The sequence below is a fragment of the Neisseria sp. CP9 genome (genome assembly GCF_047758525.1).
In the GTDB taxonomy this organism is placed as follows: domain Bacteria; phylum Pseudomonadota; class Gammaproteobacteria; order Burkholderiales; family Neisseriaceae; genus Neisseria.
The window spans coordinates 664,512-689,950 of record NZ_CP180502.1 but is presented as its reverse complement, the minus strand read 5'-3'; the positions used below and the strand labels follow the sequence as shown (position 1 = coordinate 689,950).

The 25,439-nt window shown below is 53.3% G+C and carries 21 protein-coding genes and 1 pseudogene; 14 read left to right on the top strand and 8 right to left on the bottom strand.

Going from position 1 to position 25,439, the window contains the following annotated elements; all coding sequences use genetic code 11:
- Positions 1–694 precede the first annotated feature (694 nt).
- Together ACMYUL_RS03225 and fabG are read left to right on the top strand one after the other, a co-directional pair.
- Positions 695–1,504: a hypothetical protein gene (locus tag ACMYUL_RS03225; protein ID WP_415772032.1), complete on the top strand. Its 810-nt coding sequence runs from the start codon at positions 695–697 to the stop codon at positions 1,502–1,504.
- 128 nt (positions 1,505–1,632) lie between these two features.
- Positions 1,633–2,379: a 3-oxoacyl-ACP reductase FabG gene (gene fabG / locus ACMYUL_RS03220; protein WP_003684588.1), complete on the top strand. Its 747-nt coding sequence runs from the start codon at positions 1,633–1,635 to the stop codon at positions 2,377–2,379.
- Positions 2,380–2,392: 13 nt separating this feature from the next.
- Here the strand turns inward: fabG and ACMYUL_RS03215 are convergent.
- The 3 genes and pseudogenes from ACMYUL_RS03215 to lspA all read right to left on the bottom strand — a co-directional run.
- Positions 2,393–2,503, bottom strand: a pseudogene (locus ACMYUL_RS03215) (IS5/IS1182 family transposase); the annotation flags it as partial.
- An 83-nt stretch (positions 2,504–2,586) separates the two neighbouring features.
- Positions 2,587–3,555: a 4-hydroxy-3-methylbut-2-enyl diphosphate reductase gene (gene ispH, locus ACMYUL_RS03210; RefSeq protein ID WP_003741106.1), complete on the bottom strand. Its 969-nt coding sequence runs from the start codon at positions 3,553–3,555 to the stop codon at positions 2,587–2,589.
- 26 nt (positions 3,556–3,581) lie between these two features.
- The gene (gene lspA, locus ACMYUL_RS03205; protein WP_415772029.1) at positions 3,582–4,100 is read right to left on the bottom strand and encodes a signal peptidase II; all 519 of its coding nucleotides are present in this window, start codon (positions 4,098–4,100) and stop codon (positions 3,582–3,584) included.
- Between the two features lie 253 nt (positions 4,101–4,353).
- Here lspA and ACMYUL_RS03200 point away from each other — a divergent pair, with 253 nt between their 5' ends.
- A complete protein-coding gene (locus ACMYUL_RS03200; RefSeq protein ID WP_415772027.1) occupies positions 4,354–4,725 on the top strand; it encodes a hypothetical protein in 372 nt (123 codons plus the stop codon).
- Positions 4,726–4,840: 115 nt separating this feature from the next.
- Here the strand turns inward: ACMYUL_RS03200 and ACMYUL_RS03195 are convergent, their stop codons facing one another.
- Positions 4,841–4,963: a hypothetical protein gene (locus ACMYUL_RS03195; RefSeq protein WP_415772025.1), complete on the bottom strand. Its 123-nt coding sequence runs from the start codon at positions 4,961–4,963 to the stop codon at positions 4,841–4,843.
- Positions 4,964–5,144: 181 nt separating this feature from the next.
- Here ACMYUL_RS03195 and ACMYUL_RS03190 point away from each other — a divergent pair, with 181 nt between their 5' ends.
- Positions 5,145–6,569 carry a surface lipoprotein assembly modifier gene (locus ACMYUL_RS03190; RefSeq protein ID WP_415772023.1) on the top strand — a complete coding sequence of 475 codons (1,425 nt, stop codon included), beginning with the start codon at positions 5,145–5,147 and terminating at the stop codon, positions 6,567–6,569.
- A gap of 91 nt (positions 6,570–6,660) precedes the next feature.
- Here the strand turns inward: ACMYUL_RS03190 and glnA are convergent, their stop codons facing one another.
- On the bottom strand, positions 6,661–8,079 hold the full coding sequence (gene glnA / locus ACMYUL_RS03185; RefSeq protein WP_342031990.1) for a type I glutamate--ammonia ligase: 1,419 nt from the start codon (positions 8,077–8,079) through the stop codon (positions 6,661–6,663).
- 244 nt (positions 8,080–8,323) lie between these two features.
- Between glnA and aroE the strand changes: the two genes are divergently transcribed.
- From aroE to ACMYUL_RS03170, 3 genes are all read left to right on the top strand, one after another.
- A complete protein-coding gene (aroE, locus tag ACMYUL_RS03180) occupies positions 8,324–9,133 on the top strand; it encodes a shikimate dehydrogenase (RefSeq protein ID WP_342031991.1) in 810 nt (269 codons plus the stop codon).
- 1 nt (position 9,134) lies between these two features.
- Entirely contained in the window at positions 9,135–9,836 is a 702-nt protein-coding gene (gene mtgA / locus ACMYUL_RS03175; protein WP_101810937.1) for a monofunctional biosynthetic peptidoglycan transglycosylase, read from the top strand.
- 106 nt (positions 9,837–9,942) lie between these two features.
- Positions 9,943–10,509 carry a hypothetical protein gene (locus tag ACMYUL_RS03170; protein WP_342031992.1) on the top strand — a complete coding sequence of 189 codons (567 nt, stop codon included), beginning with the start codon at positions 9,943–9,945 and terminating at the stop codon, positions 10,507–10,509.
- Between the two features lie 448 nt (positions 10,510–10,957).
- Here the strand turns inward: ACMYUL_RS03170 and nadC are convergent, their stop codons facing one another.
- Both nadC and ACMYUL_RS03160 read right to left on the bottom strand, forming a co-directional pair.
- The gene (gene nadC / locus ACMYUL_RS03165; RefSeq protein WP_342032198.1) at positions 10,958–11,839 is read right to left on the bottom strand and encodes a carboxylating nicotinate-nucleotide diphosphorylase; all 882 of its coding nucleotides are present in this window, start codon (positions 11,837–11,839) and stop codon (positions 10,958–10,960) included.
- Positions 11,840–12,068: 229 nt separating this feature from the next.
- Positions 12,069–13,007, bottom strand: a complete 939-nt coding sequence (locus ACMYUL_RS03160) for an NUDIX hydrolase (protein ID WP_415772019.1) — start codon at positions 13,005–13,007, stop codon at positions 12,069–12,071.
- A gap of 202 nt (positions 13,008–13,209) precedes the next feature.
- Between ACMYUL_RS03160 and nadA the strand changes: the two genes are divergently transcribed.
- The 4 genes from nadA (at position 13,210) to ettA (ending at position 18,287) form a co-directional block, all read left to right on the top strand.
- Positions 13,210–14,322 (top strand): quinolinate synthase NadA, encoded by a 1,113-nt coding sequence (nadA, locus tag ACMYUL_RS03155; RefSeq protein WP_070492663.1) that lies wholly within the window; start codon positions 13,210–13,212, stop codon positions 14,320–14,322.
- Positions 14,323–14,478: 156 nt separating this feature from the next.
- On the top strand, positions 14,479–14,808 hold the full coding sequence (locus ACMYUL_RS03150; protein WP_065424033.1) for a DMT family transporter: 330 nt from the start codon (positions 14,479–14,481) through the stop codon (positions 14,806–14,808).
- 48 nt (positions 14,809–14,856) lie between these two features.
- Positions 14,857–16,401 (top strand): L-aspartate oxidase, encoded by a 1,545-nt coding sequence (nadB, locus tag ACMYUL_RS03145; RefSeq protein ID WP_415772017.1) that lies wholly within the window; start codon positions 14,857–14,859, stop codon positions 16,399–16,401.
- A 209-nt stretch (positions 16,402–16,610) separates the two neighbouring features.
- Complete coding sequence (ettA, locus tag ACMYUL_RS03140) at positions 16,611–18,287, top strand: energy-dependent translational throttle protein EttA (RefSeq protein ID WP_003756559.1); 1,677 nt, start codon at positions 16,611–16,613, stop codon at positions 18,285–18,287.
- A gap of 192 nt (positions 18,288–18,479) precedes the next feature.
- On the opposite strand, the gene ACMYUL_RS03135 is transcribed toward ettA, so the two are convergent.
- Positions 18,480–19,115, bottom strand: coding sequence for a TetR family transcriptional regulator (locus ACMYUL_RS03135; protein WP_415772015.1), 636 nt, complete (start codon positions 19,113–19,115; stop codon positions 18,480–18,482).
- 237 nt (positions 19,116–19,352) lie between these two features.
- Between ACMYUL_RS03135 and ACMYUL_RS03130 the strand changes: the two genes are divergently transcribed.
- From ACMYUL_RS03130 to ACMYUL_RS03120, 3 genes are read left to right on the top strand one after another with little or no spacing between them, the layout of a single operon-like run.
- Positions 19,353–20,633: an efflux RND transporter periplasmic adaptor subunit gene (locus tag ACMYUL_RS03130; RefSeq protein WP_415772013.1), complete on the top strand. Its 1,281-nt coding sequence runs from the start codon at positions 19,353–19,355 to the stop codon at positions 20,631–20,633.
- An 11-nt stretch (positions 20,634–20,644) separates the two neighbouring features.
- The gene (locus ACMYUL_RS03125; RefSeq protein WP_415772011.1) at positions 20,645–23,860 is read left to right on the top strand and encodes an efflux RND transporter permease subunit; all 3,216 of its coding nucleotides are present in this window, start codon (positions 20,645–20,647) and stop codon (positions 23,858–23,860) included.
- Between the two features lie 58 nt (positions 23,861–23,918).
- Positions 23,919–25,337, top strand: a complete 1,419-nt coding sequence (locus ACMYUL_RS03120) for an efflux transporter outer membrane subunit (protein WP_415772009.1) — start codon at positions 23,919–23,921, stop codon at positions 25,335–25,337.
- Positions 25,338–25,439: the final 102 nt, after the last annotated feature.

Below are 25,439 nucleotides of genomic sequence, written 5' to 3'. Positions count from 1 at the left end.
AAGGGAAACTATTTACTGAGTGCTTCGGCACTTTCAACGTCTATTCACAATAAACGATGCCGCGCGGACGCCGACTGTTCAAACGCAGGCGGTATGTCCGTTACAAGACATCTTTCACGTCGAGAATGTACGGTTTGCCGTACCTTCTCCCGCTTGCCGTTTCCCGAATCTGAAACCTATCCTGTTTTCAAAGGTCAGTTTTAACAGGGTAACAATATAGTGGATTAACTTTAAACCAGTACGGCGTTACCTCGCCTTAGCTCAAAGAGAACGATTCTCTAAGGTGCTGAAGCACCAAGTGAATCGGTTCCGTACTATTTGTACTGTCTGCGGCTTCGTCGCCTTGTCCTGATTTAAATTTAATCCACTATATATCTATCTATTAGTATAAAAATAATAAGTTGATGATTTTAAAATCAATAGGAGGACACACACCATGTCTCGGAAACCTATTATCTTATTAGGCATGTACCAAGTTAACGACATTTATAAATTGCTGATCCAAAATTTAGAAAAACAAGGATTTGAAGTTGTCGATATCAGCTACAACCATATCGCGCCCCCCTTCAAATATTCGTCTTTAAAAATGAGGCTGGGGGCATTTTGGTGCAAGAAAGTCCTGAAGCAGAAAAAGAAAAAAGAAATTTTGAGAAAAAAAGCCCGACTTCGGCATTTTGCGAACATTTATCAAGAAATGACGGAGAAAATAAAAACATTCGAGTATTTCGATTACGCATTGTTTTTAAACGGACAAATCTACCCGAAATATCTGCTGAAACAGGTCAAACGCAAAACCAAAAAATTGATGGCTGCCTACCAATGGGATGGGCTGGACAGATTTCCCAAAATTTGGGAAAGCATTGATATTTTTGATAAAGTGTATGCTTTTGACCCCGAGGACAATCGGAAATACGGCGATAAAGTCATTCCCGCCGCCAATTTTTATTTTGAAGTAGACAAGGACGCCGATACCGAAAACCGCTACGATTTTTATTTCCTAGGGTCGCATGTTCCCGATCTCGACAGGGACAAAGCCATTTCGACTTTTTCCGAATACGCCGAAAAGAAAGGCTGGAAAGTCGATTTCACGATATTCCATGTCAACGACGGCAGTTTGAACGAGCATTCCGATGTTTATCCCGACAGTATCAAAGCGACGGCAGAGCCGCTTACATTTGAGGACAACATCAAACGCGAACTGCAAAGCCGCGTCTTGCTGGACTTTAAAGCGGCGGTACATACGGGCTTATCGTTTCGGACAATCGAAGCGGTCGGTTATCGTAAAAAGCTCATTACCACCAATGCCGAAGTTGCCAAATACGATTTTTATCATCCCGACAATATCTTTATTTGGGACGGCAAAACCTTTGACGGTATGGAGGAGTTTCTTGCCAAACCCTATCGCGAACTGCCGCCCGAAATCTACCAAAAATACAGCTTCGACAACTGGTTGAAATACATATTGGATCTACCTCCGTATCAAGAAATCACGTTACCCGAGTAAGCCTCTTTGAGGTCGTCTGAAAGTCTTTGATGTTTTCAGACGACCTCAAAAATTAGATTCATCACACTATTTATGCTATAAGGTCGTCTGAAATTAACAGACTCCATTCCCAAAACAAGGAAGTAAACATGAGCACACAAGATTTAAGCGGCAAAATCGCATTGGTAACTGGCGCATCGCGCGGTATCGGCGCAGCGATTGCCGACACGTTGGCGGCGGCAGGTGCCAAAGTCATCGGTACGGCAACCAGCGAAAGCGGCGCGGCAGCGATTAGCGAGCGTCTGGCGCAATGGGGCGGCGAAGGCCGTGCATTGAATTCCGCCGAACCCGAAACCATCGAAAACCTGATTGCCGACATCGAAAAAGAGTTCGGCAAGTTGGACATTCTGGTCAACAACGCCGGCATCACCCGCGACAACCTCCTGATGCGCATGAAAGAAGAAGAGTGGGACGACATCATGCAGGTCAACCTCAAATCCGTGTTCCGCGCCTCTAAAGCCGTATTGCGCGGCATGATGAAGCAGCGTGCAGGCCGTATCATCAACATCACATCCGTCGTCGGCGTGATGGGCAATGCCGGTCAGACCAACTATGCTGCGGCAAAAGCAGGCTTGATCGGTTTCTCCAAATCCATGGCGCGCGAAGTCGGCAGCCGCGGCATTACCGTCAACTGCGTCGCCCCAGGCTTTATCGACACCGATATGACCCGCGCCCTGCCTGAAGAAACCCGAAAAACCTTCGAAGCGCAAACTTCGCTGGGCAAATTCGGCGAAGCGCAGGACATTGCCGATGCGGTATTGTTCCTCGCTTCCGACCAAGCAAAATACATCACCGGTCAAACGCTGCACGTCAACGGCGGCATGCTGATGCCTTGATTCGGCTTGGGAAATATAGTGGATTAACTTTAAACCAGTACGGCGTTGCCTCGCCTTGCCGTACTATCTGTACTGTCTGCGGCTTCGTCGCCTTGTCCTGATTTAAATTTAATCCACTATAAAGAAGGTCGTCTGAAAACCTTGAAACTCGGTTTTCAGACGACCTTTTTGTTTTGCCGCTTGGATGAAAAGGCTGGAATAAGCAGTTTAACCTTTGTTGAGGATTTGTTTGTTTTCGCCTTCGCGCCGCAGTTCTTTGGGGAGGACGAAGACGATGCTTTCTTCCGCACCTTCGCCTTCGCGTATGGTTTCGTGTCCCCATTGCTGTATGGTTTGCAGGACTTCTCTGACCAAAACTTCGGGGGCGGACGCGCCTGCGGTTACGCCGACTTTGTGTTTGCCTTCGAACCATTCGCGTTGCAGGTAGCCGGCGTTGTCGACCATGTAGGCATCGACGCCGCGTTGGGCGGCAACTTCGCGCAGGCGGTTGCTGTTGGAAGAGTTGGGCGAGCCGACGACGATGACGATGTCGCATTCTTCCGCCAATTCTTTGACGGCGGTTTGACGGTTGGTCGTGGCGTAGCAGATGTCTTCTTTATGCGGGTTGCGAATGTTGGGAAAACGGGCGTTCAGCGCGGCGATGATGTCTTTGGTTTCATCGACGGAGAGGGTGGTTTGGCTGACGTAGGCGAGTTTGTCGGGGTTTTTGACTTGCAGTCCGGCGACGTCTTCAACGGTTTCGACCAGCAGCATTCTGCCGGGCGGAAGCTGTCCCATGGTGCCTTCGACTTCGACGTGGCCTTTGTGTCCGATCATGATGATTTCGCAGTCTTGCGCGTCGAGGCGGGCGACTTCTTTGTGGACTTTGGTCACGAGCGGGCAGGTGGCATCGAATACGCGGAATCCGCGTTCGGCGGCTTCCTGCTGCACGGCTTTGGAGACGCCGTGTGCCGAGTAAATTAGGATGGCGTCTTTGGGTACGTCGGCGAGATCTTCGATGAATACCGCGCCTTTTTCGCGCAGGTTGTCCACGACGAATTTGTTGTGGACGACTTCGTGGCGGACGTAAACCGGTGCGCCGAATTCTTCCAGTGCGCGCTCGACGATGCTGATGGCGCGGTCAACGCCGGCGCAGAAGCCGCGCGGGTTGGCGAGGATGATGGTTTTTTGGGTCATGTGTATGGTCCGGATTTCAGACGACCTTATGGGTTGTCGGTTGTTGGTTCGTCGGTCGGTTTGGGTTGTTTTTTGTGGAACAGTCCGTCTAAAACCAATAAAACGGCACCGACGCAGATAAAGCTGTCGGCAACATTAAACGCGGGATAACTCCAATTTTTTCCGTAAAACAGTAAGAAATCAACGACATGACCGTGAATCAAACGGTCGATGGCATTGCCGAGCGCGCCGCCGATAATCATGGCTGCGCCGATTTTGCCCGAAAGGCGGAACTCGTCGCGCAGGATGGCGCGGGCGAGATAGGCGCTGATGACGAGTGCTAGCCCTAAGAAAAAGAATTTCTGCCAGCCGCCTTGGTCGGCAAGGAAACTGAACGCCGCGCCGGGGTTGTAGGCGAGGGTCAGGTCGAAGAAAGAGGGGATGATATTGAGGCGCTCGCCTTCTTGGAAGTGGGCGAGGATTTCCCATTTGGTCAGTTGGTCGAGCGCGATGCCGGTCAGCGCGATCAGCAGGTAGACGGTTTTTTTGGAAAGGGAGGAAGACATTTGGTTGAAGCTGCCTGAATAAAAACAAAGCGGCTATTTTACCCGAAAGCGCAAAAGCCGTGTTTCAAAAGGTCGTCTGAAAACCTTTTATTACAGGGTAAGATGCAGGGTTTTGCAGGGTTATCGCAAAACCGCGTAAACGCTGCGCGCAAAAACACTGTCATACGTAAAACAAGGTTTATTTGCTTGATAGGGTGTTGCCTTGCCGATAACATGGCGGCGTTTTTATATGCCTTCCCCGAAAGGATACAGTATGGCTAAAACAAAATCTTTATTGGCAACCGGCATTTTGGCGCTTTTCTCCGCCACCGCTTTCGCTGCTCCGCTTCCTGCCGAAATTTACCTTCCCGCAGGCGCGCATACGGTTAAAGCCGACCGTCAGGGCAACGGCGAATTCGAATACGAAGCCGAGCTGCCCGCACGCGGCAACCCGATTCCGTCTTTGGCTAAAAAAGTCATCGCCCACGCGCGCAGTAAAGGTTTTCAAGTGGTCGAATCGGAAATTAGAAACGACGATGCCGATTTGAAATTCAAACGCGGCGCACAAGAGCTGGACGTATCCATCGAAAACAAAGGACACGGCCGCATCGAATACAAAGCAGATTTGGACTTGGACAAACGCTAAATCGACACATACCGCAAAGGTCGTCTGAAAAGAGGTTTCAGACGACCTTTTTGCATGGCGGCTTTAACAATCGTTTTATGGTTTTTACAACATTCGTTTTATCCGTAAAAACCGTTCAGAAGAAAACACGGGTCGTCTGAAACCTCTTTTCAGACGACCTTTGCATAGGATTGGACAAACGGCATTCAATCAACAGGGCAGGGCGGATTTGTGCCGAAACAGAACAAAGCTGAATCATGCCGTATCGTTTTATTTGCCTTCGCAATATTTTGTTTTACTGTAAAACACGGTAAAATCCGCGCTCAACATAATATTGAGACCAAACAATATCTAAATAAAATAAATGATGTTGTTCGACCTCAACATAAAAATTTCGACACAATTCACTACAATACCAACGTTCACACATTGCAAAGATCATGAAAAAAACACTCTTGCTCCTCTCCCTGCTCGCCGTGTCCGCAGCGGAAGCCGCCGACGTGCCTTCCGAGACTCAAAACCAGCCTGCTCCCGAGTTGCAGGTTAAAACGGCAGAACCTGACCCCGTTGAAGCAGAAGCGGCCAAACCTGCCGCCGAAACGTCGTCTGAAAAAGTCGTCAACGTCGATGCGAAAACCCTGCTCGACAATCCCCAATTACTTTCCCGCGCCATGTATTCCGCCGTTGTTTCGCGCAATATCGCGGGCATCAAGGTTGTCCTGCCGATTTACGAACAATGGCAGGGACACGATGAAAACATGGCGCTCTACGCACACGGATTGGTTGCCCAAGACGAGGGCAAAATGAAAGAAGCCATCGGGTATTACCGTCAATTTATCGCCGAAAACCCTGATGCCCCCGTCGTCCGCTGGCAGCTTGCCACCGCTTTGTTTGAAGACAAGCAAAACGAAGCCGCCGCCGACCAGTTTGACAAACTCAAAACAGAACCCAATCTGCCCGAGCCGTTCGTCAAAGGCATTGAGTCTTACCGAAAAGCCCTGCGCGAGCGCGATTCGTGGAAATTCAATGCCGGCTTGAGCGTTACCCGCGAACAAAACATCAACCAAGCGCCCAGCCGCCGCACATACGGCAACTGGACTTTCCCCGAGCCTATCGACGCCACCGCCATCAACTACCAACTCGGCGCAGAGAAAAAATGGTCGCTGCCCAAAGGCTGGTACGTTACGGCAGGCGCGGATAATTACGGCAAAATTTATCCCGAACAAACCAAGTATAACGACGTGACCACCCGCTTTTCGGTAGGCGCAGGCTACGCCGACCAGCGCAACGACATCGGCTTGACCCCGTTCCACGAACGCCGCTTCTACGGCAACGATCCGTACACCTACTCCAGCGGTGCGCGCCTGCACTTCAACCGCTGGTGGCAGCCTAAGCTGCAAACCTTGAGTGCCGTTGAAATGGGTCGTCTGAAAAACACCCGCCGCGCCCGTTCCGACAGCAACAACCGCCTGCTGAGCAATTCCGTCGTCTATTACCGAAACGCCCGTCAATACTGGGTCGGCGGTTTCGACATCTATCAGGAACGTAATAAAGAAGACAAATCGGACAACTTTGACCGTTACAGCCTCCGTACCGCATGGGGGCAGGAATGGGGCAAAGGGCTCTCCACCATGTTGCGCCTGAGTGCGGCGCAACGCCGTTATCAAACGCCCAGCCTTTTGAGCGGTCAGGAAAACCGCCGCGATAAAGAAGCGGATATTTCGCTCGCCGTGTGGCACCGCGCTCTCCACTTCAAAGGCATCACCCCGCGCCTGACCGTCGCCCACCACAAAACATGGAGCAACGACAAATACTACGAATACGGCAAAACCAGGATGTTTGTCGAATTCAGCAAAACGTTCTGACGATTTGCTTTGAGCGATAAAAAAGGTCGTCTGAAAACCTAGAAACAAGGTTTTCAGACGACCTTTCGTTTAGCCCGATTGGGAACGTTGATTACAGGCTGTAATACATTTCAAATTCCAGCGGATGCGGCGCCATGCGGATGCGGCGTACGTCCTCTTCTTTGAAGGCGATATAGCTGTCGATCCAGTCTTTGCTGAACACGCCGCCGCGCAGCAGGAATTCGTGGTCGGCTTTGAGCGCGGTGAGGGCTTCTTCCAAAGAGGCGCAGACGGTTGGGACGAGTGCGTCTTCTTCCGGCGGCAGGTCGTAGAGGTTTTTATCTGCTGGGTCGCCCGGGTGGATTTTGTTTTGAATGCCGTCCAAACCCGCCATCAGCAGGGCGGCGAACGCCAAGTATGGGTTGGCGGTCGGGTCGGGGAAACGCGCTTCGATGCGGCGTGCCTTGCTGCTGTTCACGGACGGGATGCGGATGGACGCGGAACGGTTTTTGGCAGAGTAGGCGAGCTTGGTCGGCGCTTCGAAGTGCGGCACGAGGCGTTTGTAAGAGTTGGTAGATGGATTGGTAATCGCGTTCAGGGCTTTGGCGTGTTTGATGATGCCGCCGATGTAGTAGAGCGCGGTGTCGCTCAAGCCGGCATAACCGTCGCCTGCGAACAGGTTTTGACCGTCTTTCCAGATGGATTGGTGGACGTGCATACCGCTGCCGTTGTCGCCCATGATGGGTTTGGGCATGAAGGTGGCGGTTTTGCCGAAGTTGTGGGCGACGTTTTGGATAACGTATTTCATGTCTTGGGTTTGGTCGGCGCGTTTGACCAAGGTGGCGAAGCGCGTACCGATTTCCATTTGGCTGCCGGTACCGACTTCGGCGTGGTGGACTTCGACTTCGATGCCGAGTTCTTCCAAAATGTTCACCATGGCGGAGCGCAGGTCTTGTCCGGCGTCAATCGGAGCGACGGGGGCGTAGCCGCCTTTGACGGTAGGGCGGTGACCGGTGTTTTGACCGTCCATGTGCAGGCCGCTTGCCCATGCGCCGCTTTCGGACGTGATTTCATAGCGGGTTTTGTGCATATCGGTTTCAAACTCTACGCCGTCGAAGACGAAGAATTCGGGTTCGGGGCCGAAGTATGCCGTGTCGCCGATGCCGGTGGATTTGAGGTAGGCTTCGGCGCGGCGGGCGATGGAACGCGGGTCGCGGTCGTAACCTTGACCGTCGGCAGGGTCGATAACGTCGCAGGTGAGGACGACGGTGGTGTCGTCGAAGAAGGGGTCGATGAAGGCAGTAGCAGGGTCGGGGCGCAACTGCATGTCGGATGCCTGAATGCCTTTCCAGCCGCCGATGGACGAGCCGTCAAACGCCTGACCGTTTTCAAACCACTCTTCAGGGTCGTCGAGGACGATGCGGGCGGGGATGGTGAAGTGGTGCTGCTTGCCTTTGGTATCGGTAAAGCGCAAATCTACGAAGCGGGCTTCGCTTTCTTCAATCAGTCTTACTGCGTCTTTGATAGACATTTTCGGCTCCTAAATGGGAAGTAACGGATACGGAATCTCGCGGAAAATCTGCTGCATTTTATCACGCCGAAGGTCGTCTGAAACCGCAAATCCGTTAAATTTCTGACTTGCGGAATATAGTTTCAGACGACCTGATTGTCAACAATCTGATACATATTCCAAATTATTGGAAAACAGCGGTATCAGGCGGCAAAGGCGGTTATAATGGGCGGTCTTTGCATTTGTCCTGCCGGATAGGATTTTTATGAACACTATTCCCCGTTATGCCGTTTTCGGCAACCCCGTCGCGCACAGCAAATCGCCGCAAATCCATCGGCAGTTTGCCTTGCAGGAAGGCGTCGAAATCGAATATGAACGCATTTGCGCCGACATCGGCGGTTTCGCGCAGGCGGTCGAAGCGTTTTTTGCCAACGGCGGGCGCGGGGCGAATGTTACCGTACCGTTCAAGCAGGAAGCGTTTGCCTTGTCGGACGAACATTCCGAACGCGCTTTGGCGGCAGGTGCGGTCAATACGCTGATTTTGCTGGAAAACGGTAAAATACGCGGCGACAATACCGACGGACTCGGACTGACGGACGATATTTCAAAGAGGCTGGGCGTGGAAATGTCGGGTAAAACCGTCTTGCTGCTCGGCGCGGGCGGCGCGGTGCGCGGCGTCATTCCCGTCTTGAAAGAATACCGCCCCGCGCGCATCGTTATCGCTAACCGAACCCACGCCAAAGCGGCGGAAATGGCGGCGTATTTCGGTATTGAAGCCGTACCTTTGGATGAACTGGAAGGCGGCTTCGACATCATCATCAACGGCACATCCGGCGGCTTAAGCGGACAGCTTCCCGCCGTATCGCCCAAAATCTTTGAACATTGCACCTTGGCTTACGATATGGTTTACGGCGAAGCGGCAGAGCCGTTTTTAGCGTTCGCCCGCCAATCAGGCGCAAAACAAACCGCCGACGGATTGGGCATGCTGGTCGGACAGGCGGCAGCTTCCTACCGGCTTTGGCGCGGTTTCGTACCCGATGTCCTGCCCGTCATCCAATATATGAGAGAGTTATAAAATGTTCCGCATCATCAAATGGCTGATTGCCCTGCCTTTGGGCGCATTTATCTTTTTCAACGCTTATGTGTACGGCAACATCATCACTTACCGCGCCGTCGCGCCGAATAAAACCGCCTTCATGGCGATGCGGATGCGGCAGTTTCAAAGCGAAGGCAAAGATGTCGCGCTCGATTACCGCTGGGTGCCTTACGACCGCATTTCGGTCAACCTGAAAAAAGCCCTGATTGCCTCCGAAGATGCCAAATTTGCCGAACACGGCGGCTTCGACTGGGGCGGCATCCAATACGCCATCAAGCGCAACAAACAAAGCGGCGAAGTCAAAGCAGGCGGCTCGACCATCAGCCAACAGCTTGCAAAAAACCTGTTTTTGAACGAAAGCCGCAGCTACGTCCGCAAAGGTGAAGAAGCAGCGATTACCGCGATGATGGAAGCCGTTACTGACAAAGACCGCATTTTCGAGCTGTATCTGAACGCCATCGAATGGCACTACGGCGTGTTCGGCGCAGAAGCCGCGTCCCAATATTTCTATAAAAGACCCGCCGCCAACCTGACCAAACAGCAAGCCGCCAAACTCGCCGCCCGCGTCCCCGCGCCGCTGTTTTACGCCGACAACCCCAAAAGCAAACGCCTGCGTAACAAAACCAACATCATCCTGCGCCGTATGGGTTCGGCGGAGCTGCCTGAAAGCGATATGGATTGAGGTCGTCTGAAAATCAGGTGATGGGGTTTCAGACGGCCTGTCGGGCGATTTGAATCGTGAGTAGACGAATTGGAGAAGTAAGTTATTTAGAGAACGAGGAACGGAGATGAAACCAATAAAACCCTTATTCTTGTCTTTATTGCTTCTGACTGCCTGTGGAACGAATACGCCGCCCGCCGCGCAATCCGAAGTGCCCCTGCAAAAACAGGAAGAACAGCTTTTCGGAGCATGGGGCTGCGAATTGAAAGCGCAGCGCGATATCCATTCGTTTGCACCGAAATTTATTGAGTTTCAGCAAAAGGACAAACTGCCGGCGCATTTATGGGCAGGCTATATCGAGATTGAGTGGAAAGAAGAAAACCTGAACGACGCCGCGCCCTTGCGTTATCGGGAATGGTACAACGGCTTCTGGCGCATCAAAGACGACAGGCATATCGTCATGACTTTTGAAAGCGCAGGCTCGGAACGTTTGTTTGACGTCAAAAACTTAAAAACCACCAAAGGCCGCGAAGCGGACCGTTCTTATATGAAATTCAGTGAACAAATGGCCGCCAAGAAAAGTTTTAAATCCACCGATTACCAAATTCTCGATATCAACCGAACTTCCATGAGCATCACCGACGGCGAATCTTTAATCGCCTGCCGCAAGATAGAGAAGGTTGAAAGTGAATAAGCAGGTATCCGATTTTGAGGTCGTCTGAAAATTAGGTGATGGGGTTTCAGACGACCTTTTTGCAACTGTAACCTTGTTTGCCGTATCACATATACCACTTATCCGAATACTTTTTCCGTCATTCCCGCCCCCGCCTACGCGAGGACAGGCTACGGCGGGAATCCATCGTAAAACTTGTGAAACCTTGATTTGAAAAACAGTTTCTGAATTTCAAAAATGGATTCCCGCCGTAGCCTGTCCTCGCGTAGGCGGGGGCGAGAATGACGGCAAGCGGTAAGTTGTGTGTCAAAAATAATATCGTACATAAGGGCGTTGGCAACGCCGTATCATTGCAATTTTAATCTACTTCAGAAAACGCCCGTTTCGTCATCTTTACCCCACCTGTGTGGGAATAACGAAACGGGCGTTTTTGAATGGATTTTTTCTGCGCCGCTGTCTTAGGCAAAATTTACGCCACGAAATCCAAACCTATGTCTAACGAGCGGCTGCTGTGGGTCAGATAGCCGAGGGCGATGCCGTCCACGCCGGTTTGTGCCACGCGCTTCAGGCGGTCGAAGCCGATGCCGCCCGATGCTTCGCAATAGATGGTGTGGGGGTGGGCGGCTTGCGTGTGGCAGCGGTTTGCCGCTTCTTTCAGGGTTTCGTCGTCCATGTTGTCCAGCAAAATCCGTTCTGCGCCCGCTGTGATGGCTTCGTCCAGTTGTGCCAGCGTGTCCACTTCGATTTCCACGCAGGTCAATGCTCCGACCGCCTGTTTTGCCTGACGAACGGCTTGGGCGATGCTGTCGCAATAGGCGAGGTGGTTGTCTTTGATGAGCACGGCGTCGTCCAAACCCATGCGGTGGTTTGTGCCGCCGCCCGCCCTGACGGCGTATTTTTGCAGGACGCGCAGCAGGGGGATGGTTTTGCGGCTGCACACGATGTCTGTACCGTATTCGGCGACTTCGGCGACGGCACGCGCGGTGGCGGTGGCGATGCCGCTCAAGTGCGTGAGGTAGTTGAGAGCGGTGCGTTCGGCGGCGAGCAGCGCGCGGGCGTTGCCTTCGACGGCGGCAAGCGTCTGACCTGCGCGGACGGCTTGTCCGTCTCGGTTTTCGGCTTGGAAGCGGACGGACGGATCCATCGTCTGAAAGGCGAGGCGTGCCAAGTCCATGCCGGCGATAACGCCGTCTTCGCGGCTGACGAGGAAGAGTTTGGCGGTTTTATCGGGCGCGATAACGGCGGCGGACGTAATGTCGCCGCGCCTGCCCAAATCTTCGCTCAAGGCTTGTTCCACCATGGGGCGTAACAGGGTGTCGGGCAGGGGGAAGAGGGTGTTTTCAGACGACATGGGGTTTCCTTTGTTGAAAAAGATTGATGTTGCACCGATGGGGCAAAACTTCATGTTATAGTGGATTAACTTTAAACCAGTAGGGCGTTGCCTCGCCTTAGCTCAAAGAGAACGATTCTCTAAGGTGCTGAAGCACCAAGTGAATCGGTTCCGTACTGTCTGTACTGTCTGCGGCTTCGTCGCCCTGTCCTGATTTTTGTTAATCCACTATAGGTCGTCTGAAAACGGGTTAACGGCTGCCCAGCGGCAGTCCGATGTCCGAAATCAGCCTGTCGGGCAGGACGTCGTCGCGGAAGCGGTAAAGCTGCGCGGGACGGCCTTTGCTGCCCGATACGCCGGTATCCGACGGCTCGATGAGGTTTTGCTGCTGAATCTGGCGGCGGAAGTTTTGCTTGTGCAGCAATCTGCCGCTGATGGCTTCGACGCTGTTTTGCAGTTGCAGCAGCGTGAATTCGGGCGGCATCAGTTCGAAAATCACGGGGCGGTATTTGATTTTGGCGCGCAGGCGGGACAGGGCGGTCGCCAGTACGCGGCGGTGGTCGTGGTGCATGGGCTGCCCCGTGAGCGCGAAGTCGAAGTTTGCCTGCGGCTCGGCGGCTTCCGCTATCAGACCGCTTTCATACAGCATTTCATAGCGTTGCAAAACGTATTCTTCCGACCAGTTTTCCGGCTCGACTCCCCAACACAAATGAATGCGCTTGAGCCGCTTTTGGCGCACTTCCTCCGTGTCCGCCGAGTTTGCCCAAATGCGCAGGCGGCTGACAATGGCGTCGCGCTGCCCGCCGTCGGTACGCAAATCTTCCCACGGAAAATAGCCGTAGCAGTCCTGCCATTTCGCGTCGGGATGCAGGATGCTGTCGGCTGCCTCGCGCACCAGCCCCAAATAGCTGACGTACAAGACGGGCATGCCGTGTTCGTTGCGGCGGTGAGTATCGACAAAGGTGTAAAGCTGTTCCACATAGCCCATAGGCTGCGAAGTCTGCTTGGCGACCCACAGCTTCACGCCCGCCTGCAGGGAATTGCGCAGGGGGGAGAGCGGGCCGTTGGGCAGGAGCGTGCCTTGGGCGACGGTCAACACCCGCAGGCCGCCGTCGGTAACGGCAATCAATACGGGAACCAGTTCGACGATGCTTTGCGGCGGGGCTTCGGCTTCGGGGTAGGCGTCCATGCTCGGCTTTCTGCGGGTGGGAAAGGCTTTATTGTAAACCAAAGCGGTTTGTCGGAACGAAGCGGGTCGGTTTTGCGGTATCTCAAACCTGTTTTCAGACGACCTTGCATATTATACTCAAGTTGAGCATAATATAAAAACAGTTTGAAAAACAGACGGCAAACCTTCATGCCGCCTCAAAAACCAGCTACAAGGAAACATCATGCAAACCGCCACCCGCCGCTCGTTCGACTACGATATGCCCCTCATCCAGACGCCGACTTCCGCCTGCCAAATCCGTCAGGCGTGGGCGAAGGTTGCCGATACGCCCGACCGCGAGACGGCAGGTCGTCTGAAAGATGAAATCAAGGCTTTGCTGAAGGAGAAAAACGCGGTCTTGGTGGCGCATTATTACGTCGATCCGCTGATTCAGGATTTGGCTTTGGAAACGGGCGGATGTGTGGGCGATTCGCTGGAAATGGCACGCTTCGGTGCGGAACACGAAGCCTGTACGCTGGTGGTGGCGGGCGTGCGTTTCATGGGCGAGAGCGCGAAAATCCTCTGCCCTGAAAAAACGGTGCTGATGCCTGATTTGGAGGCGGAATGTTCTTTGGATTTGGGTTGTCCCGAAGAAGCGTTTTCAGCGTTTTGCGACCAACACCCCGACCGTACGGTGGTGGTGTACGCCAACACTTCCGCCGCCGTGAAGGCGCGTGCCGACTGGGTGGTAACGTCTTCGGTGGCGTTGGAAATCGTGTCGTATCTGAAATCGCGCGGTGAGAAACTGATTTGGGGGCCCGACCGACACCTCGGCGACTACATCCGCCGTGAAACGGGCGCGGATATGCTGCTGTGGCAGGGTTCGTGCATCGTCCACAACGAATTCAAAGGGCAGGAGCTGGCGGCCTTGAAGGCGAAGCACCCCGACGCGGCGGTGCTGGTTCACCCCGAATCGCCGCAAAGCGTCATCGAATTAGGCGACGTGGTCGGCTCGACCAGCAAACTGCTGAAGGCCGCCGTATCGCGTCCCGAAAAAAAATTCATCGTGGCGACCGATTTGGGCATCCTGCACGAAATGCAAAAGCAGGCGCCCGACAAAGAATTTATCGCCGCGCCGACGGCGGGCAACGGCGGAAGCTGCAAAAGCTGCGCGTTCTGCCCGTGGATGGCGATGAATTCGCTGGGCGGCATCAAATACGCCCTGACAGGCGGGCGCAACGAAATCCTGTTGGACAGGAAGCTGGGCGAAGCCGCCAAACTGCCTTTGCAGCGTATGCTCGACTTCGCGGCAGGACTCAAACGCGGGGATGTGTTCAACGGCATGGGGCCCGCCTGATTTGCCGTTCGTAATGGGTGCAGCCTGAAAATACCGCCCGCCTGCTTTCCCAAGACGGGGTTTGCGCACAAAAAATCTTTAAAAACAAGACTGTTTTTTATGTTATTGCATTGATATAATTATACTTTCTTTCATTTATCAGGTAAAAACATGCAAATGCACTGGCTCTTTCTGACTGTAGCAATTTTAAGCGAAGTCTGCGGTTCTTCCATGCTCAAACTGAGTGGCGGGTTTAGCAAACTGTGGCCTTCTATTGGCGTGATAGTCAGCTTTTCGGTGTGTTTTTGGGCCTTGTCTATGACACTGAAAACCATGCCGCTGGCTACAGCATACGCCATTTGGGCAGGCGTGGGACTGGTTTTAACGGCTTTAGTCAGCGTGGTGTTTTTCGGTGAGAAAGCTGATTTCATTGGGATTGTCAGCATCGGTTTGATTTTGCTGGGCGTGGTGCTGCTCAATACCATGTCGCATATGTCGGGGCATTGATTAATCCACTATACCGTTTCAGACGACCTCTCAAACAAGGACAACACCATGCAAACCGATTGCGACGTATTGATTGCCGGAAACGGGCTGGCGGCACTGACGCTCGCCCTGTCGCTGCCTGAATCGTTCCGCATCGTCATTTTGTGTAAAAACCGGCTGGACGACACCGCCAGCCGCCATGCGCAAGGCGGGATTGCGGCGGCGTGGTCGGGAGAGGACGACATCGAAAAGCACGTTGCCGATACCTTGGAAGCGGGCGCGGGCTTGTGCGACGAAGCCGCCGTCCGCACCATCCTGTCGCAGGGCAAACCGGCAATCGAATGGCTGCTGGCGCAGGGCGTGGCGTTCGACCAAAATAATAACGGCCTGCACCTGACGCGCGAAGGCGGGCATACCTGCCGCCGAATCGCCCACGTCGCCGATTACACGGGCGAAGCCGTCATGCAGAGCCTGATTGCCCAAATACGCCGCCGCCCGAACATCCGCGTTTACGAGCAGCAGATGGCGTTGGATATCCAAACCGAATCAGGCGCGGCGTGCGGACTGACCGTCCTCGACCGCCAAACGCAAGAAACCTACCGCATCCGCGCCCGCCATACCGTACTCGCAGGCGGCGGCCTCGGGCAAATTTACGCCGCCACCACCACGCCGCCCGAATGCACGGGCGACGCCATCGCCATGGCGATACGCGCGGGTTGCGCAGTTGAGAACCTCGAATTTATCCAATTCCACCCCACAGGCTTGGCAAGGTCGTCTGAAAACGGCCGCACCTTCCTGATTTCCGAAGCCGTGCGCGGCGAAGGCGGCATCCTGACCAACCAAGCGGGCGAACGGTTTATGCCGCATTACGACCGCCGCGCCGAACTCGCGCCGCGCGACATCGTTGCCCGCGCCATCGCCGCCGAAATCGCCAAACAAACGCAAGACTTCGTCTCGCTCGACATCAGCCGCCAACCCGCAGAGTTCGTCCGTCGGCATTTCCCGTCCATCCATCGGCACTGCCTGTCCCAATGCGGCTTGGACATCACGCGCCAAGCCATCCCCGTCCGCCCCGTGCAACACTACACCTGCGGCGGCATCCAAACCGACCCCTGCGGCAGAACCTCCCTGCCGCAGCTCTACGCCTTAGGCGAAACCGCCTGCACCGGCTTGCACGGAGCCAACCGCCTCGCCAGCAACTCCCTACTCGAATGCGTCGTTACCGCCAGGCTTGCCGCCCAAACCATCGCAGACGGACGAGCGTTCCAAGCCGTACCGTCCCAAAGGTCGTCTGAAAACCCCTCTGCCGAAGCAGACATCTTTTCAGACGACCTCCAAAACACATTCAGCCGCCCCGTCCTGCAAGCATTCAACCAACGCCATCTGGGCATCCTCCGCAACGATACCGGCCTGAGCCGCGCCATCGCCCAACTGCGGCTTTGGAAGAAAAACCAAGCCGAGCCGCACACCGCGTCCGAATATGAAAATCGCAACCTGCTCGAATGCAGCCTTGCCGTCGCCCAAGCCGCATACGCCAGGCGGCAAAACATCGGCGCGCATTTCAATACCGATTTGGCAGGGAGTGTCGATTGGAAAAAGCAGGCGGCAGGCTGAAGGGTAGGGCTGCGCGGGGGGTGGGGATATTCCTGTGGAGAATGAAGAAAGGTCGTCTGAAACCATTATTTCAGATGACCTTCTTCCAAATCCAAACAAATCAATCCACTCCATCTATTTCCCCTCTAAATAGCATCCGTGCAAGCAACAATCGGTGCAATCGGTTAAAATGGGTCGTCTGAAATTTGTTTGACCGAATTGAGAAAACCATGTCCCAACAATACGTCTATTCTATGTTGCGTGTGAGCAAGGTTGTGCCGCCGCAGAAAACCATCATTAAAGATATTTCCCTTTCTTTCTTCCCCGGCGCGAAAATCGGTCTGCTCGGTTTGAACGGCGCGGGCAAGTCCACCGTGCTGCGGATTATGGCGGGTGTGGATAAGGAATTTGAGGGCGAAGCCGTGCCGATGGGCGGCATCAAAATCGGCTATCTGCCGCAAGAGCCGGAGCTTGATCCTGAAAAAACCGTGCGCGAGGAAGTGGAAAGCGGTTTGGGCGAAGTGGCTGCCGCGCAGAAACGTTTGGAAGAAGTGTATGCCGAGTATGCCAATCCTGATGCGGATTTTGACGCGCTGGCGGAAGAGCAGGGCCGCTTGGAAGCGATTATCGCGGCGGGTTCGTCCACGGGCGGCGGTGCGGAACACGAATTGGAAATCGCCGCCGATGCGCTGCGCCTGCCGGAATGGGATGCCAAAATCGGCAATCTGTCCGGCGGTGAAAAACGGCGCGTCGCTTTGTGCAAACTCTTGTTGAGCAAGCCCGACATGTTGCTGCTGGACGAGCCGACCAACCACTTGGATGCGGAATCGGTCGAATGGCTGGAGCAATTCCTCGTGCGCTTCCCCGGCACGGTGGTCGCGGTAACGCACGACCGCTACTTCCTCGACAACGCTGCCGAATGGATTTTGGAACTCGACCGCGGCCACGGTATTCCGTGGAAAGGCAATTACTCGTCTTGGCTGGAGCAGAAAGAAAAACGCTTGGAAAACGAGGCAAAATCCGAAGCCGCGCGTGTAAAAGCGATGAAGCAGGAATTGGAATGGGTGCGCCAAAATGCCAAAGGCCGCCAAGCCAAGTCCAAAGCGCGTCTGGCGCGTTTTGAGGAAATGAGCAACTACGAATACCAAAAACGCAATGAAACGCAGGAAATCTTCATTCCCGTCGCCGAGCGTTTGGGTAACGAAGTAATTGAATTTGTGAATGTTTCCAAATCGTTCGGCGATAAAGTGCTGATTGACGATTTGAGCTTCAAAGTGCCTGCGGGCGCGATTGTCGGCATCATTGGCCCGAACGGCGCGGGTAAATCGACGCTGTTCAAAATGATTGCGGGCAAAGAGCAGCCTGATTCCGGCGAAGTGAAAATTGGGCAAACCGTGAAAATGAGCCTGATTGACCAAAGCCGCGAAGGTTTGCAAAACGACAAAACCGTGTTCGACAACATTGCCGAAGGCCGCGACATTTTGCAGGTCGGACAGTTTGAAATTCCCGCCCGCCAGTATTTGGGACGCTTCAACTTCAAAGGCAGCGACCAAAGTAAAATCGCGGGGCAGCTTTCCGGCGGCGAACGCGGACGTTTGCACTTGGCGAAAACCTTGTTGAGCGGCGGCAATGTGTTGCTGCTGGACGAACCGTCCAACGACCTCGACGTGGAAACCCTGCGCGCGCTGGAAGACGCATTGCTGGAATTTGCCGGTAGCGTGATGGTCATTTCGCACGACCGCTGGTTCCTCGACCGCATCGCCACGCATATTCTGGCGTGCGAAGGCGATTCGAAATGGGTGTTCTTCGACGGAAACTATCAGGAATACGAAGCCGATAAAAAACGCCGACTCGGCGAAGAAGGCGCGAAACCGAAACGGATTAAATATAAGCCGGTAACGCGTTGATAGGAAAATAACAAAACGTCGTCTGAAAACTTGAAAAAGGGTTTTCAGACGACGTTTTTGTTAAGCAGGGATTGTTCGGGCGTTGTTTGTCTAACGGGTTGATTCATAATATATAACGCCTGCTGAGGCAGAGAATAGGTCGTCTGAAAACGTGTGGTGCTTGTTTTCAGACGACCTTTTGTGTATGGTCCGTTATTTTTGTTTACGCAGTTGCGGGTGGTTTTTCAGATTGTCCAAGAGGATGTCAATCATACGCGGTGCGGTTTGGGCAAGGTCGAAACTTTTGTCGGACGAGAGCCAACGCCAAATCAGACCGTCCAGCATCGATTTGATGAAGATAACCGCCATGTCGGTATCCAAATCTTCGGATAAGGCATGTTGGGCAATGGATTTGGTCAGGACTTCGGTAATTTTCTCGCGCCAAATCGCTTGATGTTTATCCGCAATGTCGATGACGGCGGCGTTCTGCTCGGTGTGTTCGCATTTTAAAAACAGGATGCTGTGGAATTTATAGTGGATGTCGTTGGTTTGCAGGCGTGTGAAAAAGTGCATCAAGGTACGGCGGAAAAGCGGCCACTCTTGTTCATCGCTATCGGTCGCGTCCTGCTGCATGCAGTTTTCGATGTCGTCGCAAATGCGCTGGAAGAGGGCGTCGAACAAGTCTTCTTTGTTTTTGAAATGCCAATACAACGCGCCGCGCGTCACGCCGGCGGCCTGGGCGATTTCGTTGAGCGAAGTGCGCGCGATGCCTTTTTGGTAGAAGGTTTCCAGCGCGGCGAGCATGAGATGTTCTTTGGTTTTAAGGGCTTCGGTTTTGGTTTTCCGCATGATACCTGTTTCAAGTTAAGTGGAATGTTGGGGATTATAAAAAATACTTTGTATCCATGCAAGAATGTATGTATAATGACTCCTGTAATTGAGATTGGCTCTCAAATATAAACTCTTTTTTCAGACGACCTGCTTCAGATATTGAAGCAGGCGATTGTTGTTTTCGGAACCAAAAATCGGCTACAATAACAAAGCATATAGTGAAACTTCATAACAATTATCTAGATAGGAAAATCAATGATTTTTGATGCTTCTAAGGTGATGCGCATTGCGGCAATCGCTGCCGCTACTGCGTTGGCTCTCTCAGCGTGTAACAAAGGCACCGATGCGACGCAAGGTGCAAAAGATGGAAAAGGGCAGCAGGCAGCTGCACAAAAAGAAGCTCCGCCCCCTGTGGTCGGTGTCGTTACCGTCCATCCTGAAACCGTCGCGCTGACGACCGAGCTGCCGGGTCGGTTGGAGTCGCTGCGTACTGCGGATGTCCGCGCGCAAGTCGGCGGTATCATCCAAAAACGCCTGTTTCAAGAGGGCAGCTATGTCCGCGCCGGGCAGCCGCTTTACCAAATCGACAGCTCCACCTATGAAGCAAATCTGGAAAGCTCGCGCGCCCAGTTGGCAAGCGCGCAGGCAACCCTTGCCAAAGCCAATGCCGACTTGGCGCGTTACAAACCGCTGGTTGCCGCCGATGCCATCAGCAAACAGGACTACGATGCGGCGGTAACGGCGAAACGTTCAGCCGAAGCAAGCGTTAAAGCGGCTCAGGCGGCGATCAAATCTGCCGGTATCAATTTGAACAGGGCGCGCATTACCGCGCCGATTTCGGGTTTCATCGGTCAGTCTAAAGTATCCGAGGGTACGCTGCTGAGCGCGGGCGATACGACCGTTCTGGCGACCATCCGCCAAACCAATCCTATGTATGTGAACATCACTCAATCTGCGACCGAAGTGATGAAGCTGCGCCAACAGGTTGCCGAAGGTAAGCTGTCGGGCGTGGACGGCGCGATTGAAGTGGGCATCAAGTTCGACAACGGCGAAGTTTATCCGTACAAAGGCCGTTTGTTGTTCTCCGATCCGTCTGTTAACGAAACGACTGGACAAATCACGCTGCGCGCGTCAGTGCCGAACGACAAAAATATCCTGATGCCCGGTCTCTATGTGCGTGTCCTGATGGAGCAGGTTGCTGTTGCTAATGCCTTTGTCGTGCCGCAGCAGGCAGTAACGCGCGGTACGAAAGATACTGTAACGATTGTGAACGCCAAAGGCGAAATGGAGTCGCGCGAGGTAACAGTCGCCCAGCAGCAGGGAACCAATTGGATTATCACTGCAGGTTTGAACGATGGCGACAAAGTCGTTGTGGACGGCACCAGTATCGCCGGTATGATGGGTGCGAAAAAGGTTACGCCTAAAGAGTGGACGCCTGCCGGAAGTGTTGCAGAAGCCGCGCCCAAAGCTGCTTCCGAAGCGAAGAAAGACGTTCAGACAAACTCTGAAGCCAAACCGGTATCCGCAGCTAAATAAGGAAGGCACCAATGGCTAAGTTTTTTATTGACCGCCCCATTTTTGCATGGGTTATTGCGATTTTTATCATCGCAGCGGGTATTTTCGGCATTCAAAAACTGCCGATTTCCCAATATCCGTCCGTTGCTGCACCGACCATTACTTTGCGCGCTACTTATCCGGGCGCTTCTGCTCAGGTAATGGAAGACAGCGTACTGGCCGTTATCGAACGTAATATGTACGGTGTGGAAGGTTTGGACTATATGACGACTTCTGCTAATTCCAGCGGCAGCGGCAGCGTCAGTCTGACGTTTACACCGGAAACCAATGAAGATTTGGCGCAGGTAGACGTGCAGAACAAATTGTCGGAAGTGTTGTCCACATTGCCCTCTACCGTACAGCAATATGGTGTAACCGTATCTAAAGCGCGTTCCAACTTCTTGCAAGTGGTCATGCTTTCTTCTGAAAAGCAATCCATTGAGGAAATGAACGATTACGCCCAGCGCAATATCATTCCTGAACTGCAGCGTATCGACGGGGTAGGGCAGGTACAATTGTTTGGTGCGCAACGCGCCATGCGTATTTGGGTTGACCCGAAAAAACTGCAAAACTACAACTTGTCTTTTGCAACGGTAACCAACGCACTGGCTACTCAAAATATCCAAATTTCTGCAGGCTCTATCGGCTCTTTGCCGGCGGCTGCAGGTCAGACTATTTCAGCAACTGTGACGGCGCAAGGTCAGCTGAGCACTGCTGAAGAGTTTGGCAACATCATTTTGGTATCCAATACCGATGGTTCTAATGTCTATCTGAAAGACGTTGCCAAAGTCAGCTTGGGTATGCAGGACTATTCTTCTTCCACCCGCTTGAACGGTGTGAATACCACCGGTATGGCAGTGATGCTGTCCAACAGCGGTAACGCTTTGGCAACGGCGACTGCCGTGAAAGAAAAAATGGCAGTTTTGCAGAAGTATTTTCCAGACGGCATGAGCTGGAAAATTCCTTACGATACTTCCAAATTCGTGGATATTTCGATTGAGAAAGTGATCCATACGCTTCTGGAAGCCATCGTATTGGTATTCTTGGTGATGTATCTCTTCCTGCAAAACATCCGCTATACGTTGATTCCGACCATTGCTGTACCGATTTCCCTGTTGGGCGGTTTTGCCTTTATTGCCTACATGGGTATGTCGATTAACGTATTGACCATGTTTGCGATGGTATTGGTGATCGGTATTGTGGTCGATGACGCGATTGTGGTCGTTGAAAACGTTGAGCGTATTATGGCGAGCGAAGGTCTGTCGCCTAAGGCTGCAACCAAAAAAGCGATGGGTCAGATTTCCGGTGCGGTGATCGGTATTACTGCCGTGTTGATGTCTGTATTTGTGCCGCTGGCGATGTTTAGCGGTGCAACCGGTAACATTTACAAACAGTTTGCCCTGACCATGGCGGCATCGATCGGCTTCTCCGCATTCCTTGCTTTGACGCTGACTCCGGCATTGTGTGCCACCATGCTCAAACCGATTCAGAAGGGTCATCACGAAGAGAAAAAAGGTTTCTTTGGTTGGTTTAACAAAAAATTTGACAACTGGACACACGGCTATGAAGGCTGGGTTGCCAAAGTCTTGCGCAAGACTTTGCGCATGATGGTTGTCTATATTGGTTTGACTGTTGTGGGCGTATTCCTGTTTATGCGTCTGCCGACTTCCTTCTTGCCGACTGAAGACCAAGGTAACTTGATGTTGAGCGTACAGCTGCCTGCCGGTGCGACCAAAGAACGTACCGATGCAACTTTGGCTCAAATCACTCAACTGGCGAAATCTGTACCTGAGATCGAGAACATTATTACCGTTTCCGGCTTTAGTTTTAGCGGTTCTGGCCAAAACATGGCTTTGGGCTTTGTCATTCTGAAAGACTGGAGCGAACGTACTGCTCCGGGCAGCGATGCGACTTCTATTTCCGGTAAGTTGACCGGTATGATGATGGCTACGCTGAAAGACGGTTTCGGTTTGGCGATTGTGCCTCCTGCTATTATGGAATTGGGTACAGGCTCCGGCTTGACGATTTACCTGCAAGACCGTAATAACAGCGGCCATGCTGCATTGTTGGCCAAGCGCAATGAGTTGATTGACAAAATGCGCAAAAGCGGTTTGTTTAACCCAAGTACCGTTCGTGCGAGCGGTTTGGAAGATGCGCCGCAGTTGAAAATCGACATCAACCGTGCCGCAGCAGCCGCACAAGGTATTTCGTTCTCTGATATCCGTACTGCTTTGGCTTCTTCTTTGGGTTCGTCTTATGTAAACGACTTCCCGAATCAAGGCCGTCTGCAACGCGTAATGGTACAAGCTGATGCGAGTGCCCGTATGCAGCCTGCCGATATTCTGAACCTGACTGTACCGAACAAATCCGGTGTTGCCGTACCGCTTTCTACCATTGCTACTGTTTCTTGGGAAAACGGTATGGAACAAAGCGTCCGCTTCAATGGTTATCCGGCAATGGAGCTTTCCGGCTCGCCTGTTAATGGCGTATCTTCCGGTCAGGCCATGGCTGCGGTACAGCAAATGGTTGATGACATGGGCGGCGGTTACAGTCTGGAATGGGGCGGTCAGTCTCGTGAAGAGGCCAAGGGTAGCTCGCAAACTGTCGTGTTGTACGCATTGGCCGCTGCCGCTGTATTCTTGGTATTGGCTGCTTTGTACGAAAGCTGGTCTATCCCGTTGGCGGTTATCCTTGTCATTCCGTTGGGCTTGATTGGCGCGGCATTGGGCGTTACGGGTCGCAATATGTTTGAAGCGCTGCTGGGCAGTATTCCGGCATACGCCAACGATATCTACTTCCAAGTCGGTTTCGTTACGGTGATGGGTTTGAGTGCGAAAAACGCGATTTTGATTATCGAGTTTGCCAAAGACCTGCAAGCGCAAGGCAAGAGCGCGCTTGAAGCCGCGCTTGCCGCTGCACACCTGCGTTTCCGTCCGATTATCATGACTTCGTTTGCCTTCATCTTGGGCGTAGTACCGCTCTATGTTGCCAGCGGTGCCAGCTCCGCCAGCCAACGTGCAATTGGTACGACCGTGATCTGGGGGATGTTGATCGGTACGATTCTGTCTGTGTTCCTTGTGCCGCTCTTTTATGTCATCGTGCGTAAATTCTTCAAGGAAACTCAGCACGAACATGAAATGGCGGTAAAACACGCTGCCGAAGCGGGCATGATTTCCCATGAAGATCAAAATACGGACAACAAGCACTAAGCAAAAAGGTCGTCTGAAAACCTGAAACACGGATTTCAGACGACCTCAAGGAATCCTTATGAACAAAAAGACATTCAAAACGGTATTGAGTACCGTCGCCGCAGCCGTCGCGCTGTCCGCCTGTACCATGATCCCGAAATACGAACAACCGCAGGTTGAAGTTGCCGAAACCTTCAAATACGACACCTTCGACGACGGTATCCGCGCCGCTGACTTGGGCTGGCAGGACTTCTTTGCCGACCCGCGCCTGCACCGCCTTATCAACATCGCGTTGGAACGCAATACCGACCTGCGCACCGCCGCGCTGAACGCCGAAATCTACCGCAAGCAATACATGATTGCCCGCAACGACCTGCTGCCGAGCATCAACGCCAGCGGTACCGGTACGCGGGTAGGCAGTTTGAGCGGCGGCGTTACCCGCAGCGAATACACTGTCGGTTTGGGCGCGGCAGCCTACGAGCTGGACCTTTTCGGACGCGTCCGCAGCAACAGCCAAGCCGCATTGCAAGGCTATTTCAGCGTAGCCGCGAACCGTGATGCCGCCCACCTTGCTCTGATTGCCGCCGTTGCTAAAGCCCATTTCAACGAACTGTACGCCCAAGAATCGATGGCATTGGCGCAGCGCGTCCTCAAAACCCGCGAAGCCACCTACAAACTTTCCCAAATGCGCCACAAAGCAGGCGTGATTTCCGCCGTCGATTTGCGTCAACAGGAAGCCCTGATTGAATCCGCCAAAGCCGATTACGCGAACGCCGTCAAAAACCGCGAACAAGCCCGCAATGCCTTGGCAACCCTGATTAACCAACCCCTGCCGGAAGACCTGCCTGCCGCGCTGCCTTTGAGCAAACAGTTCAAAATCACCCGACTGCCTGCCGGCTTGAGTTCCGAAGTTCTGCTCAACCGTCCCGACATCCGCGCCGCAGAACACTCGCTCAAACAAGCCAATGCCAACATCGGCGCAGCGCGTGCCGCCTTCTTCCCCACCATCAGCCTGACCGGATCGGTCGGTACCGCGTCCGGCGAGTTGAGCGGCCTCTTCAAAAGCGGTACGGGCATCTGGTCGTTTGCACCTTCCATTACCCTGCCGATTTTCAACTGGGGTACCAACAAAGCGAATCTCGACGTAGCCAAGCTGCGTAAAGAGGCGCAAATCGTTGCTTACGAAGCCGCCGTCCAAGCCGCCTTCCAAGACGTATCCAACGCCTTGGTCGCACGCGAGCAACTCGACAAGAGCTACGCCGCGCTAAACAAACAAAGCCGCGCTTACAACGACTCCCTGCGCCTTATCAATCTGCGCTACAAACACGGCGTATCCAACGCCCTCGACCTGCTTGACGCAGAACGCAGCAGCTATGGAGCAGAAACCGCGTTGCTTGCCAACCAGCTTACCCGTCTGGAAAACCTTGCCGACCTCTATAAAGCACTCGGCGGCGGTTTGAAACGCGAAACCGTTAGCCAACCAGCCGCGCAGCAGTAAGTCTGTTTGAAATAAACGGCATCAAAACGTCGTCTGAAAACCGGATATCCGGTTTGAACTGCACCCCAAAAGTTGGACACATCCCCTCCAACTCACAAGGTG